At 40.1% G+C, this 14363-nt stretch carries 20 protein-coding genes and 1 other annotated feature; of the genes, 18 read left to right on the plus strand and 2 right to left on the minus strand.

Features of this window, described 5'->3' with window-relative positions; translation table 11 throughout:
* The first annotated feature begins 39 nt into the window (after positions 1-39).
* The 9 genes from ACFPYN_RS09940 (at position 40) to ACFPYN_RS09980 (ending at position 7132) form a co-directional block, all read left to right on the plus strand.
* The gene (locus tag ACFPYN_RS09940) at positions 40-675 is read left to right on the plus strand and encodes a hypothetical protein (RefSeq protein WP_377733896.1); all 636 of its coding nucleotides are present in this window, start codon (positions 40-42) and stop codon (positions 673-675) included.
* 95 nt (positions 676-770) lie between these two features.
* Positions 771-1382 carry a Maf family protein gene (locus ACFPYN_RS09945; protein ID WP_377733897.1) on the plus strand — a complete coding sequence of 204 codons (612 nt, stop codon included), beginning with the start codon at positions 771-773 and terminating at the stop codon, positions 1380-1382.
* Positions 1372-2070 (plus strand): RadC family protein, encoded by a 699-nt coding sequence (gene radC, locus ACFPYN_RS09950; RefSeq protein WP_377733898.1) that lies wholly within the window; start codon positions 1372-1374, stop codon positions 2068-2070. The genes ACFPYN_RS09945 and radC overlap by 11 nt, the downstream gene beginning before the upstream one ends.
* A gap of 94 nt (positions 2071-2164) precedes the next feature.
* Entirely contained in the window at positions 2165-3181 is a 1017-nt protein-coding gene (locus tag ACFPYN_RS09955) for a rod shape-determining protein (RefSeq protein ID WP_377733899.1), read from the plus strand.
* Between the two features lie 14 nt (positions 3182-3195).
* The gene (mreC, locus tag ACFPYN_RS09960; RefSeq protein ID WP_377733900.1) at positions 3196-4083 is read left to right on the plus strand and encodes a rod shape-determining protein MreC; all 888 of its coding nucleotides are present in this window, start codon (positions 3196-3198) and stop codon (positions 4081-4083) included.
* Entirely contained in the window at positions 4080-4604 is a 525-nt protein-coding gene (mreD, locus tag ACFPYN_RS09965) for a rod shape-determining protein MreD (RefSeq protein WP_377733901.1), read from the plus strand. Before mreC ends, mreD begins: the two co-directional genes overlap by 4 nt.
* A 22-nt stretch (positions 4605-4626) precedes the next feature.
* A complete protein-coding gene (gene minC, locus ACFPYN_RS09970; protein ID WP_377733903.1) occupies positions 4627-5301 on the plus strand; it encodes a septum site-determining protein MinC in 675 nt (224 codons plus the stop codon).
* A 1-nt stretch (position 5302) separates the two neighbouring features.
* Positions 5303-6100, plus strand: coding sequence for a septum site-determining protein MinD (gene minD / locus ACFPYN_RS09975; protein ID WP_377733904.1), 798 nt, complete (start codon positions 5303-5305; stop codon positions 6098-6100).
* Positions 6101-6166: 66 nt separating this feature from the next.
* Positions 6167-7132, plus strand: a complete 966-nt coding sequence (locus ACFPYN_RS09980) for a nuclease-related domain-containing protein (protein ID WP_377733906.1) — start codon at positions 6167-6169, stop codon at positions 7130-7132.
* Positions 7133-7186: 54 nt separating this feature from the next.
* Here the strand turns inward: ACFPYN_RS09980 and ACFPYN_RS09985 are convergent, their stop codons facing one another.
* Positions 7187-7408 (minus strand): hypothetical protein, encoded by a 222-nt coding sequence (locus ACFPYN_RS09985; protein ID WP_377733907.1) that lies wholly within the window; start codon positions 7406-7408, stop codon positions 7187-7189.
* Between the two features lie 84 nt (positions 7409-7492).
* Here ACFPYN_RS09985 and ACFPYN_RS09990 point away from each other — a divergent pair, with 84 nt between their 5' ends.
* The 9 genes from ACFPYN_RS09990 (at position 7493) to pheA (ending at position 13103) form a co-directional block, all read left to right on the plus strand.
* The gene (locus tag ACFPYN_RS09990) at positions 7493-8053 is read left to right on the plus strand and encodes a hypothetical protein (RefSeq protein ID WP_377733908.1); all 561 of its coding nucleotides are present in this window, start codon (positions 7493-7495) and stop codon (positions 8051-8053) included.
* Positions 8040-8639, plus strand: a complete 600-nt coding sequence (locus ACFPYN_RS09995; protein ID WP_377733909.1) for a metalloprotease — start codon at positions 8040-8042, stop codon at positions 8637-8639. Before ACFPYN_RS09990 ends, ACFPYN_RS09995 begins: the two co-directional genes overlap by 14 nt.
* Positions 8640-8678: 39 nt before the next feature.
* Positions 8679-8754: a sequence feature (ribosomal protein L21 leader region), on the plus strand.
* 14 nt (positions 8755-8768) lie between these two features.
* The gene (gene rplU, locus ACFPYN_RS10000) at positions 8769-9077 is read left to right on the plus strand and encodes a 50S ribosomal protein L21 (protein ID WP_377733910.1); all 309 of its coding nucleotides are present in this window, start codon (positions 8769-8771) and stop codon (positions 9075-9077) included.
* A gap of 13 nt (positions 9078-9090) precedes the next feature.
* A complete protein-coding gene (locus tag ACFPYN_RS10005) occupies positions 9091-9426 on the plus strand; it encodes a ribosomal-processing cysteine protease Prp (protein WP_024534382.1) in 336 nt (111 codons plus the stop codon).
* Positions 9427-9441: 15 nt separating this feature from the next.
* Positions 9442-9732: a 50S ribosomal protein L27 gene (rpmA, locus tag ACFPYN_RS10010; RefSeq protein WP_024534383.1), complete on the plus strand. Its 291-nt coding sequence runs from the start codon at positions 9442-9444 to the stop codon at positions 9730-9732.
* A 189-nt stretch (positions 9733-9921) separates the two neighbouring features.
* Positions 9922-10452: a Spo0B domain-containing protein gene (locus ACFPYN_RS10015; protein WP_377733911.1), complete on the plus strand. Its 531-nt coding sequence runs from the start codon at positions 9922-9924 to the stop codon at positions 10450-10452.
* Positions 10453-10455: 3 nt separating this feature from the next.
* Positions 10456-11745 (plus strand): GTPase ObgE, encoded by a 1290-nt coding sequence (gene obgE, locus ACFPYN_RS10020; RefSeq protein WP_377733912.1) that lies wholly within the window; start codon positions 10456-10458, stop codon positions 11743-11745.
* 17 nt (positions 11746-11762) lie between these two features.
* A complete protein-coding gene (locus ACFPYN_RS10025) occupies positions 11763-12218 on the plus strand; it encodes an ACT domain-containing protein (RefSeq protein ID WP_377733914.1) in 456 nt (151 codons plus the stop codon).
* A 12-nt stretch (positions 12219-12230) separates the two neighbouring features.
* On the plus strand, positions 12231-13103 hold the full coding sequence (gene pheA, locus ACFPYN_RS10030; protein ID WP_377733915.1) for a prephenate dehydratase: 873 nt from the start codon (positions 12231-12233) through the stop codon (positions 13101-13103).
* A gap of 724 nt (positions 13104-13827) precedes the next feature.
* Here the strand turns inward: pheA and ACFPYN_RS10035 are convergent.
* On the minus strand, positions 13828-14361 hold the full coding sequence (locus tag ACFPYN_RS10035) for a transcription repressor NadR (RefSeq protein WP_377733916.1): 534 nt from the start codon (positions 14359-14361) through the stop codon (positions 13828-13830).
* Positions 14362-14363: the final 2 nt, after the last annotated feature.

Genomic DNA, 14363 nt, shown 5'->3' on the forward strand with positions numbered 1-14363 from the left:
GCCCAAATGTTAGCGTTAAAAGAAAAACGGGGTGATGAAATGCGTTTTACTAAATCGTTTTCAAAGTTTTCCTATACTCTAGCAATTTTACATGGCTTTTTTATTGGCGCCGTGTCGATCGGTATATTTGCGATTTTAATTCAATGGCAAGACATTTCAGCAGATAAACCAGAAACTTCAGATGCCGCTTCAAAAACACCAGAAAAAATTACAGTGGATGCCCCAGCTGATGCCGTAACACCGACACAGTTTTTTGCAAAACAACATGGGATGTTTACGACTGCAGAAGGTGCCACCGCTCTCTTGCAATCAAGTCCAGCTATGAAGTCTGCGGCAATTATTATAACGGACAGTAAGTATTATGTATGGTCAGCTGCGAGTGTCGTAGAAAGCGAAGTGAAAATTGTAGGCAGCACCGATTCCTTTTCTAAGCCGTTTCGGATTAATTCATCTGCATGCACTGAACAAGCGATGAAAAATTTGCCTGTTTATCTTGCAAATCCAGACCCCGCAAAATTTAATTTTGAGAGTACCGGAAATAAAGAAGCAATACCAAAGGATTGGACACCGAATATTGCAGCTATATCAACACTTTCAAAAGATTTTAACGTCATTCGAGTGCAACTTTTATCGCATTATTTTGCTCAAAACGACTGCCTCAAAATTGAGTTTTGACGGTAGTTTAATTGGCAAAATTAAATTATTGCCCTTTTGACACATTTTTCAACGGAGAAATAGTTCTGTATGATGTCAAAAAGGAGCTGATTTCAATGGAATTTAAAACAACTAAACCGCTAATTTTAGCATCTGCCTCACCGAGAAGAAAAGAACTACTATCATTACTAGGTGCACCATTTGAAGTGAAAACTATGGAAGTGGACGAACACTCGGTATTTGGTTCCTCGCCAGCCGAGTTAGTTTGTAATATTGCCATGGAGAAGGGTTTACATGTCGCTGAACGTAATCAGGACGCCATTGTCATTAGTGCAGATACAATGGTATTTATCGATGACGAGCCATTAGGTAAACCGGATAACGCAGAGATGGCGAAAGACCATTTACGCAGATTGTCGGGTCGGACACATACCGTTATTACGGGTGTTGCGATTTATTTCGATGATGTTTGTAGTATGTTTTTTGAGAAAACAAAAGTTACTTTTTTCGCACTGTCTGAGGAATGGATCAGTAATTATGTAGCTAGTGGAGATTGTTTTGACAAGGCAGGAGCTTATGGCATCCAAACGGTAGGTGCCTTAATGGTTGAACATGTAAATGGCGACTACAATAATGTCGTTGGCTTACCGATTGCGGGGCTTTATCGAGAACTGAAACATTTAGAACTGATTGAACACGTGACAGCTGGAACGCGCTATGATAACTGAAGTCAAACCAACACTGATGATCCGTGATGTTCCAGCCGCCGATCGCCCACGTGAAAGGTTAATGAATCAAGGTGCTACAGCTTTGTCGAATCAAGAGTTGATTGCCATTTTATTACGAACGGGTACGAAACAAGAATCTGTGCTTCATTTGGCCAATCGCGTGTTAGTTTTTTTTGAACAACTGCACGAATTGAAAAATGCGACGATTGAAGAAATCATGTCTGTTAAAGGTATTGGGGAAGCGAAGGCAGTTCAATTGCTTGCGGCAGTGGAACTCGGACGTCGTTTAGCGCAACAACAAACAGATGGGAAATTTACTGTGCGTTCCCCCAAAGATGCGGCTACATATTTAATGGCGGATATGACATCTTTAAAGCAAGAAAATTTTGTTGTGTTATTTATGAACGTGAAAAATCAAGTGTTACACAAACAAACGATCTTTATTGGTAGTTTAAATGCAAGTATTGTACACCCTCGAGAAATATTCAGAGAAGCAGTGAAACGCTCTGCTGCTTCGATAATTTGTGCGCATAACCATCCGTCCGGGAACCCGTCTCCGTCACCTGAAGACATTGAGGTAACGAAGAGAATTCAAGAAGCTGGGCAAATCATGGGCATCGAATTACTGGACCATGTGATTATCGGAGATCACCAATTTATTAGTTTGAAAGAAAAGGGTTACATGTGACACTGTGATTTTCTCTTTTTATCCGTTATAATCAAAGTTATGGTTTAAACTAAGCTAAGATTAAGTGGCTAAGGATAGAAAGGAAGAAAATAACGTGTTTGGATTCGGAGCAAAAGATGTCGGGATTGACCTTGGCACAGCAAATACTTTGGTATTTATTAAAGGAAAAGGGATCGTTTTACGCGAACCTTCAGTAGTAGCTAAAAATACAAATAATGGTGATATCGTAGCAGTAGGAAACGATGCTAGAAATATGATTGGTCGTACTCCAGGTTCAATCGTTGCCATTCGCCCAATGAAAGATGGCGTTATTGCAGATTTTGATATTACGACAGCAATGATTCAGTATTATTTAAAAGAAGCATTGAAATCGTCAGGTGGTACATGGAAAAAGCCTAACGTTATGATTTGCGTACCTTACGGAATTACGTCTGTTGAGCGTCGTGCAGTAATTGATGCAGCACGTCAAGCTGGCGCAAGAGATGCTGTAACGATTGAAGAGCCATTTGCAGCAGCAATCGGTTCGAACTTACCAGTATGGGAACCTACAGGTAGTATGGTAGTTGATATTGGTGGCGGTACAACTGAAGTTGCCGTTATCTCACTTGGCGGTATTGTCACAAGCGAATCTGTGCGTGTCGGCGGAGATGCTATGGATCTTGCGATTACTAGTTATATTCGTAAAATGTACAACTTAACGATTGGTGAACGTACAGCCGAAGCTATTAAAATAGAAATCGGTTCTGCTAAAGTCATTGAGAATATTGAGAAGATGGAAATTCGCGGTCGCGACTTAGTGACGGGTCTTCCAAAAACTCTTGAAATTTCTTCAGAAGAAATTGCAGAAGCATTGAAAGAATCTGTGTCAGCCATTATTGATGGAGTGAAGAAAACATTAGAACAAACGCCTCCTGAATTATCTGCAGATGTAATGGAACGTGGAATCGTCTTAACTGGCGGTGGCGCATTACTGAAGAACTTAGACAAAGTAATTAGTGATGAGACAAGCATGCCTGTCTTCATTGCAGAAAATCCATTAGACTGCGTTGCAATTGGTACGGGAATGGCGCTAGATCATATGAACATGATTCGCCAAAATTCTAAACACTAAGGAGGACCGTTCTAATGCCACAATTTTTTTCGAATAAGCGATTAATTTTGCTTCTTGTCGGGGTGATTTTTCTTGTGGCATTGATCAGCTTCTCTCTCAAAGATCGTGATAATGCGTCGTTACCTGAACAAATCATTAAAGATGTCGTTGGTTTTGGGCAATCTATTTTCTCGAAACCAACGCAGTACATAACAGGTGTTTTCGATAATGTTGATTCTTTGTTAAACACATATGAAGAAAACAAACGTTTAAAAGGTCGTCTAGAAGAATTTGCGAAATTGCAAGCTGACGTCAACGATTTAGCATCTGAGAACACGAGATTAAGAGAAGTCGTAGACAAGCAAGAAGATCTGCGAGAATACGAACCGATTCAGGCAACTGTAATCGCTAGGAATCCTGATCAGTGGGAAGAAAAAGTAATACTTGATAAAGGAGAAGTTCACGGGGTCGAGAAGAACATGGCGATCATGACAGCACAAGGGTTGATAGGGAAAGTTATCCTTACAACACCTTTTACTTCAACTGTAGAACTACTATCGACAAAAAATCCAAACTATCGTGTATCTGCGATGGTCACTGGTGAAAAAGAAGTATTCGGCTTAATAGAAGGATACGATGATGAGCGAAACGAACTTATTCTAAAACGAATTGATTCTAATATTGAAATCAAAAAAGGTCAGAAAATCATGTCATCTGGACTAGGTGGGATTTTCCCTAAAGGTATTTTAATCGGGGAAATTACTGAAGTTTCGACAGACGATTTCGGCTTAACTAAAATGGCTTATGTAAAACCAGCAGCTGATTTTGCCCTACTTGACCATGTAATGATTGCGAAACGCGTCTTGACAACAGTCGATGGGACAGATGGTGAGAATACTGTGTCTGATGAGGATGAATCATGAAGCGATTTATCATTCCAGCCATTGCCGTTGTATTGTTTTATCTTGAACCAGTTTTCGGCTTATTTTCTCCCCTCGACATAGGTGGGGAGTATCGGTTTTTAATCCCTCGATTTCTCATCATGTATTTGATATTCATTTCCATCTACTATAGTCGCAACCGCGCGATGGCGTATGCATTACTTTTTGGGCTCTTGTATGATGTGTTTTTCATTGATATTATTGGTTTATATTCTTTTTTATATCCATTAATATGTTTACTTGCTAGTTTCATTGTGAGATTCATTCACCAGAACTTACTTGTGACAACAATCGTGTCACTTGTACTCGTCGCTGGTCTTGAATTCGCGTTATACCAATTCTTTTCATTGATCGGCTTGACTGACATTTCGCTACAAGCTTTTGTAAGCGATCGTCTCATTCCGACGATGATTGCAAATTCAATTTTCTTAGTGGTGCTCGGCTGGGCATTTAAATATGTAATCAATGCACGATTGTTGCAACGATTAAATCAGCCAAATTGATTCTACGCGTGAGGTGACGCATTTGACGACGAAAAAGCAGCTAGTCTACATAAAAGGCACCAAAGATGGTCTAGTGCTTCGGCTTGATGATCAAAGCGCATATGCCGAACTGGTGGAAGAACTAAAGCTAAAAGTTTCGGGCGAAGGCATCGATGGACAAGCAGAGGTATTATTACAACTTGGAAATCGCTTATGTTCAGAAGAACAAATAAAAGAACTGATCGCTAGTGTACATACGTCTCCGCATTTACGTGTGTCAAAAGTGCAAAGCGATGTAATTTCTATAGAAGAAAGCAATCGCCGAATTTTAGAGCGTCAATCGGAAACATATGTCGGCATCGTACGTTCGGGACAAGTTGTCAAGGCTGAAGGCGATTTAGTGGTCGTTGGAGATGTAAACCCTAACGGTAAAATTGTCGCAGGGGGCAACATTTTTGTTCTAGGACGCTTAAAGGGTAGCGCACATGCTGGAGCGAATGGCAATAAAGAAGCGGTCATCGCCGCATCTTGGTTAGAAGCAACGCATATTAAGATTCACGAAACACTCGAAACAATGACGGATGAATTGACGATTCTTTCTGAACAACCGGAAATGGAATGTGCCTATTTGCATGCAAATGGCTTCATTGCAATCGATCGCTTACAAGAACTGCGTCTATTGAGACCGCAATTATCTACATTTAAAGGAGGAAGCTAATGTGGGAGAAGCTATCGTAATTACTTCAGGTAAGGGAGGCGTTGGCAAAACAACGACAACGGCCAACCTTGGGACTGCATTGGCACTTCAAGGCAAGAGAGTTTGTTTAATTGATACGGATATCGGCTTACGTAACTTGGACGTTGTACTTGGATTAGAAAACCGTATTATTTATGATTTGGTTGACGTAATCGAAGGGCGATGTAAAGTTCACCAAGCTTTAGTAAAAGATAAACGTTTTGACGACAAATTATATCTACTTCCAGCAGCACAAACGACAGACAAAAATGCCATTAATCCGGAACAAATGAAAGAGCTTGTAACGGAATTAAAACGCGACTATGACTATGTCGTGATCGACTGTCCTGCAGGGATTGAACAAGGCTACAAAAACGCAGTAGCAGGTGCAGACCGCGCAATCGTCGTTACCACTCCTGAAATATCAGCAGTGCGTGATGCCGATCGTATCATTGGTTTGCTTGAACAAGAAGATATCGCTCCACCAAAATTAATTATCAACCGTATTCGTCAACATTTAATGAAATCGGGCGATGCTTTAGATGTTAATGAAATTACTACACATCTTTCCATTGATTTACTTGGTATCATCATGGATGACGAAAGCGTGATTACATCTTCTAACAAAGGTGAGCCGGTTGTCATGGACCCAACAAACCGTGCAGCACAAGGCTACCGCAATATCGCACGTCGTATTTTAGGCGAATCAGTACCATTAATGTCTATGGATTTACCACGCAAAAACATATTCTCAAAAATTAGAGCCGTTTTCGCAAAATAAATTAGCTAAATCCTCCACTTATGATCGAAGTGGAGGATTTTTTTAGGAGTGAGTAGACTGAATAATTTGAAAACATTCGAGCTGCATGTGTTAAGAATGTGCGTGATGCATTCACGTGTCATGGATAAAAGAATAGTTAACGAAGATTATCGGGCGACGAAAGCAGGATTCGCTGGCGAGGATAAAGTGAATCGGTTTCTGGAAGAAGTTGTCCTGACGCCAAAGGTTGAAATTTATCGGAATATCGTTTTAGACCATGCCCAAATGGATATTATTGTGGTGACTCCGAAGTTGATCTGCATATTAGAAGTGAAAAATATGCGAGGTGAATTTTATTTTGATGCTACTTCGAAACAATTTTATCGAGTAATTGACGGGGGCAAGAAGGAAGGTATGAGGAATCCAGAACTTCAATTGCAGCGAGCGGTACGAGTTTTGCAGAGAAAACTAAATCTAAGAGGAGTAGAGATTTCTGTACAGGGCTTAATTGTATTTGCCAGTCGAGCTGGGATTGTCATGCAACCACCAACGCTTTTCCGGTCAGTTCCTATCGACGCCATGTGCGGTGCGCTCGAAGAGTTGGAAGCAAAGAGTAATGAGCTGTTAACAAACGACGATTTGAAAAAAATAAGGCATATTCTGAAACGTGGATCTTATGCGGTTCAGGACGACAGCTTAATGGTGCGCTTGGGGATTTACCGAAATGGGATCCGTCCAGGTGTAAAATGTGGGAAGTGTTTTGAAGTGGGAATGAAGAGAGTATATTCTACATGGGTGTGCGGTTATTGTGGATGTCATGACAAGGATGCACATATTGCAACATTGCAAGAATACCAACTTCTATTTGGCAGCGAAACTACAAGTCGTGATGTGAAGTGGTGGTTGGGGATTGATGATAAAGATTTAACATCAAGAATATTAAAGAGTTGCATAGAGAAATATAATGGTAATAATAAAAATAGGGTCTATACATTGAAATTTGAACCATGGCGATTGGATGCATTTTTAGCGTATGAAATGAAGAAGCGATAGCGGAAAGAGTTTTCTGCTAAAAATCACTTTCTAATAATAGTGAATATGAAAATCTTAATTTGGCAGCCTTTCGCTCATGCGAAAGGCTGCGTTTTTGTTGGGGAGAATCGAGTGGGAATTAGGAGGAAATTGGATAGTTGCGACAATAACGGAAGAAGTTGCGAGGATATGATCAAAAGTTGCGACAATAACAAGAAAAGTTGCGACGAAATCGCCAATAGTTGCGACAATCCCACCCGATTTCACCTCAAAACCCCATATCTCGAAGTAATCCAAATAACCATCACCTCAAAATCCATATATCCATAGAAATATATAAAACCACGTCTGCATATACTACCCGAAAAGGGGGGCTGCGGCATGAAATCTGCACAAAAATGGATCTTTGCATGTATATTCACCGTCGGCATCATTGCAATCATTCAAATCCAAGAGCAAAAAGGTGAAACTTCACAACTTCGCACACTATTTACCCAAGGGAAGGATATTCAAATGGTTCGCGAATTTGTACTAGCGAAATTACCAAGAGATTATCAACCTGAACTCATTCCTGTGGCAGCGACTCCCAAAGATCCTATGATACCGACGATGGCGACGTACGAGTCTATGCAGCCTTATGAGCAAGGCGTTCTCGTTTCATACAATACACCGATTCAAGTTACTGCGAGAGAAGATGGCATCATTCTGTTTACTGGACATACGCGTCATACGGGGAAAACGATGACGGTTCTTTATGATGGTGGAGATATTGTGACCTATGGATTTGTGGAAAACTTTTCTAACTTGCCTTATACAGCGGTTGCAGCCAATGACTTAATCGCGGAAGTGAAACCGGGATCAATGTTTGTGAAAATAGAACGCGGTGGTATAACTTTGGAGCCGTCTGCGGTTACAGAATGGATGACGGATGTACTTTACTAAGATTCGCATGCACCCCATTATGATCCCGATTATTATTTACTTGATTGCTACGGCGCAACTTGCGCATTACAGCATTATTATTTGTTCATTACTCATTCATGAATTTGGCCATATTGCGGCAGCTAAATGGACGGGCCATAAAATGACTAGTTGTACGATCCTTCCTTATGGTGGAGTCATTAAAATTAAAAATCTTTATCTTGCTCCGCCTCATCATCAGTGGCTCATTGCAATTGCTGGGCCACTAGCAACGGCAATCCTCTATTTAATTGCGCAATTTTTTGATTTTCCAGGACAAGCTTTTTTTAATAAAGTTCAGTTGACGATACTTGCGTTAAATTTAATTCCCATTTTGCCTTTAGATGGTGGACAAGCATTGAAGGCTATCCTTCCGAAATATCATCAAAACACCCATTTAGCACTGTCTATCTGTGTTTCAACCATGCTTATTTTAGTTACATATGATCAACTGCATCTTGCATTTATTTTTACGTTTATCGCATTCCAAAATATTCGTACGTGGCAATATCGAAAGTATGATGAAGTTTTCAATAAAATTGTGACTAAGCAGTTGACGCTACCCTAGCATTATGGTAAAGTTTTAATGTTATTGTTTGTAGCACCCGTGCTACTACAACCGCTCTGAAGAGGTTAAAGCATCTGAAAAGATCACCTCATTTAAGGCGAGTCTGAGTCTAAGAGGAGGTGCAGTAAAATGTACGCAATTATTGAAACTGGTGGTAAGCAAATCAAAGTTGAAAAAGGTCAAGAGATCTACATCGAAAAATTAGGTGTTGATGCTGAAGACGTTTTCACATTTGACAAAGTATTATTCGTAGGTGGAGACAATGTGAAAGTTGGAGTTCCTTTCGTTGAAGGAGCAACAGTTAAAGCTACAGTCGTGAAAAACGGCAAAGCAAAAAAAATCACTGTTTTCAAATATAAAGCCAAAAAGAACTATCATCGTAAATTAGGTCATCGTCAGCCTTACACGAAACTTGTTATTGATTCGATCAATTTATAAGATGGTGTAACAGATGATTAAAGTAACGATCGATAAAAATCAATCCAATGACATTCTTTCTTTTGAAATGAAAGGCCATGCAGATTTTGCTGAACATGGAAAAGATTTAGTATGCGCAGCCGCAACAGCTGTTTCTTTTGGAGCAGTTAATGCAATCGCTGAACTTACGAAGGTTATTCCAGATGTGAAGCAAGGACAAGACGGCGGATTTCTCAAAGTCTCGTTTTCGCAGGACTTAGTTCCAAAAACGAATGAACAGGTACAATTAATTGTACAAGCGATGATTGTTTCTTTACAAACGATTGAAAAAGACTATGGACAGTATATAAAAATAACCTTCAAAAAGTAGGGGGTGAAATAAATGATGTTAAGATTAGATCTTCAGTTTTTCGCTTCGAAAAAGGGAGTAGGTTCGACTCGTAACGGACGTGACTCACAATCAAAACGCCTTGGCGCTAAACGCGCTGATGGTCAACACGTATCAGGTGGTTCGATTTTATACCGTCAACGCGGTACTAAAATTTATCCAGGTGAAAACGTAGGCCGTGGTGGAGATGACACACTTTTTGCGAAAGTTGACGGAATTGTACGCTTTGAGCGTTATGGCCGCGACAAGAAAAAAGTTAGTGTATATCCTGTAGCTCAAGAAGCTTAATTCAAACAGCCAAAGGACTGCATAACTGCAGTCCTTTTTCTTTTTTCAAAAAATAATAGAAAAGCACTTGAATGACAATATTCTGTGTATAGTTCGAGTGGCGCATTGAGCTTTTCTAATTTGCAACAAAATCGCTTCATTTCTTGGTATACTTAGGAAATGAGATTAGCATAATGGAGAGTGTGACATATGGCCGACAAAGCGTTTTCAGTAAATGAGGCATTGCGATTTGCCAAACATGATTTTTTAAATCAGTTGCAGCTTATTAAAATGAATATTGATCTTGCACGACTGGATGATGCGAAAGCGGTAATTGATCACTATACCAATGAAGTTAAAGCATTATATGAATTATCGAAGCTAAGTTTACCGCTCACTTCTGAGTGGTTACAAACCGTAAATTGGCGTTTTGCCGGTTTTCAAGTGAACATATCAAGTGATATTGAGACTACCTGTAAACCACATTTAGATGAACCGATTCGTGAAGTGCTTGAACAAGCTATAAAAATATTGCACAAAGAATTAAGTCCTTTTACAGAACAACTATTGCACATTCATATTGTGTGCAACCAGTCTGATTTCAAACTAACGTTTGATGCAAAAGGTGAATGGGAACCATTAAGGCATGACATTAATTACGAACCACAAGTAACACTGACCCATGAATGCAAAACGACCAAGAATTGGCGTTTTCATATAGAAGAAAGCAAGGAGGGATAGTCTATGTTTGTAGATCACGTAAAGATATCCATTAAAGGCGGAGACGGCGGAGACGGTATGGTAGCGTTTCGTCGCGAAAAGTATGTTCCAAACGGTGGACCCGCAGGCGGAGATGGCGGCCGTGGAGGAAACGTAATTTTTGAAGTAGAAGAAGGATTACGTACACTAATGGACTTCCGTTACAAACGATTTTTTAAAGCGGACCGTGGAGATCACGGACAAAGTAAAAACATGCACGGTCGCGGTGCAGATGATTTAATCATTAAAGTTCCACCAGGTACAGTTGTTATGACTGAAGAAGACGGACCGGTATTAGCCGATTTAGTTGAACATGGTCAACAAGCGATTATTGCTAAAGGTGGTCGTGGAGGACGTGGAAACTCACGTTTTACAACGCCTCAAAATCCAGCACCTGAACTTTCTGAAAAAGGCGAACCTGGCCAAGAAATCGAAATTGTTTTAGAGTTGAAGGTATTAGCTGATGTTGGTTTAGTTGGATTCCCAAGTGTTGGGAAATCTACATTATTATCAGTTGTTTCTGCAGCAAAACCTAAAATTGCGGCATATCATTTCACTACGATTGTTCCTAACTTAGGAATGGTTGAAACGACAGATCACCGTAGCTTTGCCATGGCCGATTTGCCAGGTCTTATTGAAGGCGCAAGCCAAGGTATTGGTCTAGGTCACCAATTCTTACGTCATATCGAACGTACACGAGTAATTGTGCATGTTATTGATATGTCTGGTATTGAAGGACGCGATCCATTTGAGGATTATGTGACAATTAACGATGAACTTCGTCAATACAACTTGCGTTTAACTGAGCGTCCACAATTAGTAGTTGCCAATAAAATGGACATGCCGGATTCAGAAGAAAACTTAGCCGAATTCCGTAAGAAATTACCGGAAGATGTAAAGGTATTCCCGATTTCAGCACTTTCACGTAAAGGCTTAAACGAACTATTATTCGCTATTGCCGATCTTTTAGAAGTAACAGAAGATTTCTTACTTCACGAAATGGATGAAGAAGAATCTGATAAAACGGTTCTTTACAAGCACACATCTGAACGTGAAGGATTCGACGTTACACGTGATGATGATGGAGCATTTGTATTAACTGGATTCTCACTGGAACGCTTATTCAAAATGACCGACTTCTCTCGTGAAGATTCAATTCGTCGTTTCGCTCGTCAAATGCGTGGAATGGGTGTTGATGAAGCCCTTCGCGAAAAAGGCGCAGAAAATGGCGATATTGTAAGACTTCTTGAATTCGAATTTGAATTTATGGATTAGAAAGTGAGGATGGATAAATGAAAGACGTATCTGAACAACGATATTTTTTAGTTCGCGAAGATGTGTTGACGGAAGCAATGCAAAAAACACTTGATGCCAAGGAGTTATTGCAGAGTGGAGAAGTCGCGTCGATTTGGGACGCGGTAAAAAAAGTGGACTTATCACGTAGCGCTTTTTATAAATATCGAGATGCCGTCTTTCCATTCCATTCCATTGTTCGCGAACGTATTTTAACAGTGTTTTTGCAACTAGAAGATCGCAATGGAACTTTGGCTACGTTGCTTCATACCGTTGCAGAAACACAATGTAATGTGTTGACGATTCATCAATCCATCCCTATCCAAGGGCGCGCCAATGTGACGCTTTCTTTGGATGTAACGGCGATGAATGTACAATTGGATGATTTCCTACAACAATTGAAACGTTTAGATTTTGTGGAGTCAGCAGAAGTTATTAGTTCTGGTGCATCTTAAGGAGTGTTTAACATGGTAAAACAAACGTGGGAATCACGCGTTGCTTATTTAGGACCAGAAGCATCCTTTACACATTTAGCAGCAGGTGAAGTGTTTGCAGGGGAGTGGCTAGTGCCATATGCGACCATTCCAGAGTGTATAGAAGCAGTGGCAAACGATGAAGTAGAATTTGCCGTAGTGCCGCTTGAAAATGCTCTAGAGGGCTCTGTACCCCTAACCATTGATTATTTGTTTCATGATGTACAATTACACGTTTCAGCAGAAATTTTATCACCAATTCAGCAACATTTTATGGTTCATCCTGAGCAAGTTCCGAACTGGCAAGATATCGAATCGGTATTTTCCCACCCTCATGCACTCGCCCAGTGTCATAAATATTTGTACTATCGTTTTCGTGGGATACCTTTAGAACAGACCACATCAACTGCTGCTGCAGCTAAATTTGTGTCTGAACATCCCGAGTCAACTTTTGCTGCCATTGGTAATGAATTTGCTGCGAAGAAATATGGATTAACCATTGTGGAATCGAATATTCATGATTTTCATTTCAATCATACTCGTTTCTTTGTTCTTCAAAAAGCAAATAGGAAGCTAACTAAAACTGGTCATGACGAATCGCCTAAAACGACTCTAATGATCACTTTACCAGTAGATGACCGATCAGGTGCCCTACATCAAGTGTTATCTGTATTTGCCTGGCGTCAATTGAATTTAAGTAAAATTGAATCGCGTCCTCTAAAAACAGGGCTTGGTCATTATTTCTTTATTGTTGATGTTCTAGAAGATGAAAATGCAACGATGATGCAAGGTGCGAAAGACGAACTACGCGCTTTAGGATGCGAAGTGAAATCTCTCGGAACTTATTTTACATACAAAAAGGAATGATTGCAGACTCTGCGATCATTCCTTTTTTATATTGGATGATTTTCGTATTTCGTTGCAACTTTCTTGATATGGTTGCAACTTTTCTATTTTCGTTGCAACTTATGCTCTTTTTGTTGCAACTTTCTGGATTTCGTTGCAACTATCCAATTACCTCCTAATTCCCACTCGATTCTCCCACAGAAAAACAGCCCATCGCGTAAGCGTTGGGCTGCCAAATTAAGATTCTCCACTTGTTAATGAAGCTGAAGTTTTATTGAATAAGTGTCCATTTATAATATTTCACACTAGAATCTCGATTGTCGCAACTTTTGTGTTTATCGTCGCAACTATCTCCAAAATCGTCGCAACTTCTTCGGTTATCGTCGTAACTTTCACCGTTATTGTCGCAACTATCCAATTATCTCCTAATTCCCACTCGATTCTCCCATAGAAAAACAGCCCATCGCGAAAGCGTTGGGCTGACTAATTAAGATTCTCCACTTGTTAATGAAGCTGAAGTTTTATTGAATAAGTCCATTTTTAATATTTCACACTAGAATCTTTATTGTCGCAACTTTTGTGTTTATTGTCGCAACTATCTCCAAAATTGTCGCAACTTTTGTGTTTATTGTCGCAACTTTCACCGTTATTGTTGCAACTATCCAATTACCTCCTAATTCCCACTCGATTCTCCCACAAAAAAACAGCCCATCGCGTAAGCGGTGGGCTGACTAATTTTTCACTATTATTGTTCGCCCGCTAAAAATCCTTTTTTCTGCATACCTTCAATGGCAGCGTCTAAGAATTCACTTGAAGTGGCTGCGATTAAATGTAAATGAATACCGCCTGTCAATTCGGATAAGTAACTTGCCCCAGTTTCTTTTACGCGGTTTAAAAATAAATCTACTTCATGTCGATTGGCTACCATTATGGATGCCGTTAATTCACCGTAGACAGGGTGTTCAACTGTCACATTTTTCACGACCACACCTGCATCAACAAGGGTATACAATTCTTCTCGCGCATCTTTTGGTGTGTGTGAACACGCTATTTGACGCTCAAATTCATGGGTGGTATCTGAAGTGTTCATATATATATATCCTTGACTGGTCGCAAGGATCGGCTCATTGCGTGCTTTAAGTAAGGTCATGTCTCCAACGATGACTTGTCGGCTAACACCTGCTTTTTTGGCGAAATCGGTGCCCTTTATTGGCTCCTTCGCTTGCTTTAACAGTTCAAGTAATTTTTGTCGTCGTTCTTCACCTAATAATTTCTTCAACA

The organism is Paenisporosarcina macmurdoensis, assembly GCF_042658845.1.
GTDB lineage: Bacteria > Bacillota > Bacilli > Bacillales_A > Planococcaceae > Paenisporosarcina > Paenisporosarcina macmurdoensis.

Excerpts from the sequence above, each read along its gene's own strand:
- ACFPYN_RS09940 (WP_377733896.1), top strand. The coding sequence starts at position 40 with ATGCGTTTTACTAAATCGTTTTCAAAGTTTTCCTATACTCTAGCAATT.
- ACFPYN_RS09945 (WP_377733897.1), top strand. The coding sequence starts at position 771 with ATGGAATTTAAAACAACTAAACCGCTAATTTTAGCATCTGCCTCACCG.
- radC (WP_377733898.1), top strand. The coding sequence starts at position 1,372 with ATGATAACTGAAGTCAAACCAACACTGATGATCCGTGATGTTCCAGCC.
- mreC (WP_377733900.1), top strand. The coding sequence starts at position 3,196 with ATGCCACAATTTTTTTCGAATAAGCGATTAATTTTGCTTCTTGTCGGG.
- mreD (WP_377733901.1), top strand. The coding sequence starts at position 4,080 with ATGAAGCGATTTATCATTCCAGCCATTGCCGTTGTATTGTTTTATCTT.
- ACFPYN_RS09990 (WP_377733908.1), top strand. The coding sequence starts at position 7,493 with ATGAAATCTGCACAAAAATGGATCTTTGCATGTATATTCACCGTCGGC.
- ACFPYN_RS09995 (WP_377733909.1), top strand. The coding sequence starts at position 8,040 with ATGTACTTTACTAAGATTCGCATGCACCCCATTATGATCCCGATTATT.
- rplU (WP_377733910.1), top strand. The coding sequence starts at position 8,769 with ATGTACGCAATTATTGAAACTGGTGGTAAGCAAATCAAAGTTGAAAAA.
- ACFPYN_RS10005 (WP_024534382.1), top strand. The coding sequence starts at position 9,091 with ATGATTAAAGTAACGATCGATAAAAATCAATCCAATGACATTCTTTCT.
- rpmA (WP_024534383.1), top strand. The coding sequence starts at position 9,442 with ATGTTAAGATTAGATCTTCAGTTTTTCGCTTCGAAAAAGGGAGTAGGT.
- ACFPYN_RS10015 (WP_377733911.1), top strand. The coding sequence starts at position 9,922 with ATGGCCGACAAAGCGTTTTCAGTAAATGAGGCATTGCGATTTGCCAAA.
- obgE (WP_377733912.1), top strand. The coding sequence starts at position 10,456 with ATGTTTGTAGATCACGTAAAGATATCCATTAAAGGCGGAGACGGCGGA.
- ACFPYN_RS10025 (WP_377733914.1), top strand. The coding sequence starts at position 11,763 with ATGAAAGACGTATCTGAACAACGATATTTTTTAGTTCGCGAAGATGTG.
- pheA (WP_377733915.1), top strand. The coding sequence starts at position 12,231 with ATGGTAAAACAAACGTGGGAATCACGCGTTGCTTATTTAGGACCAGAA.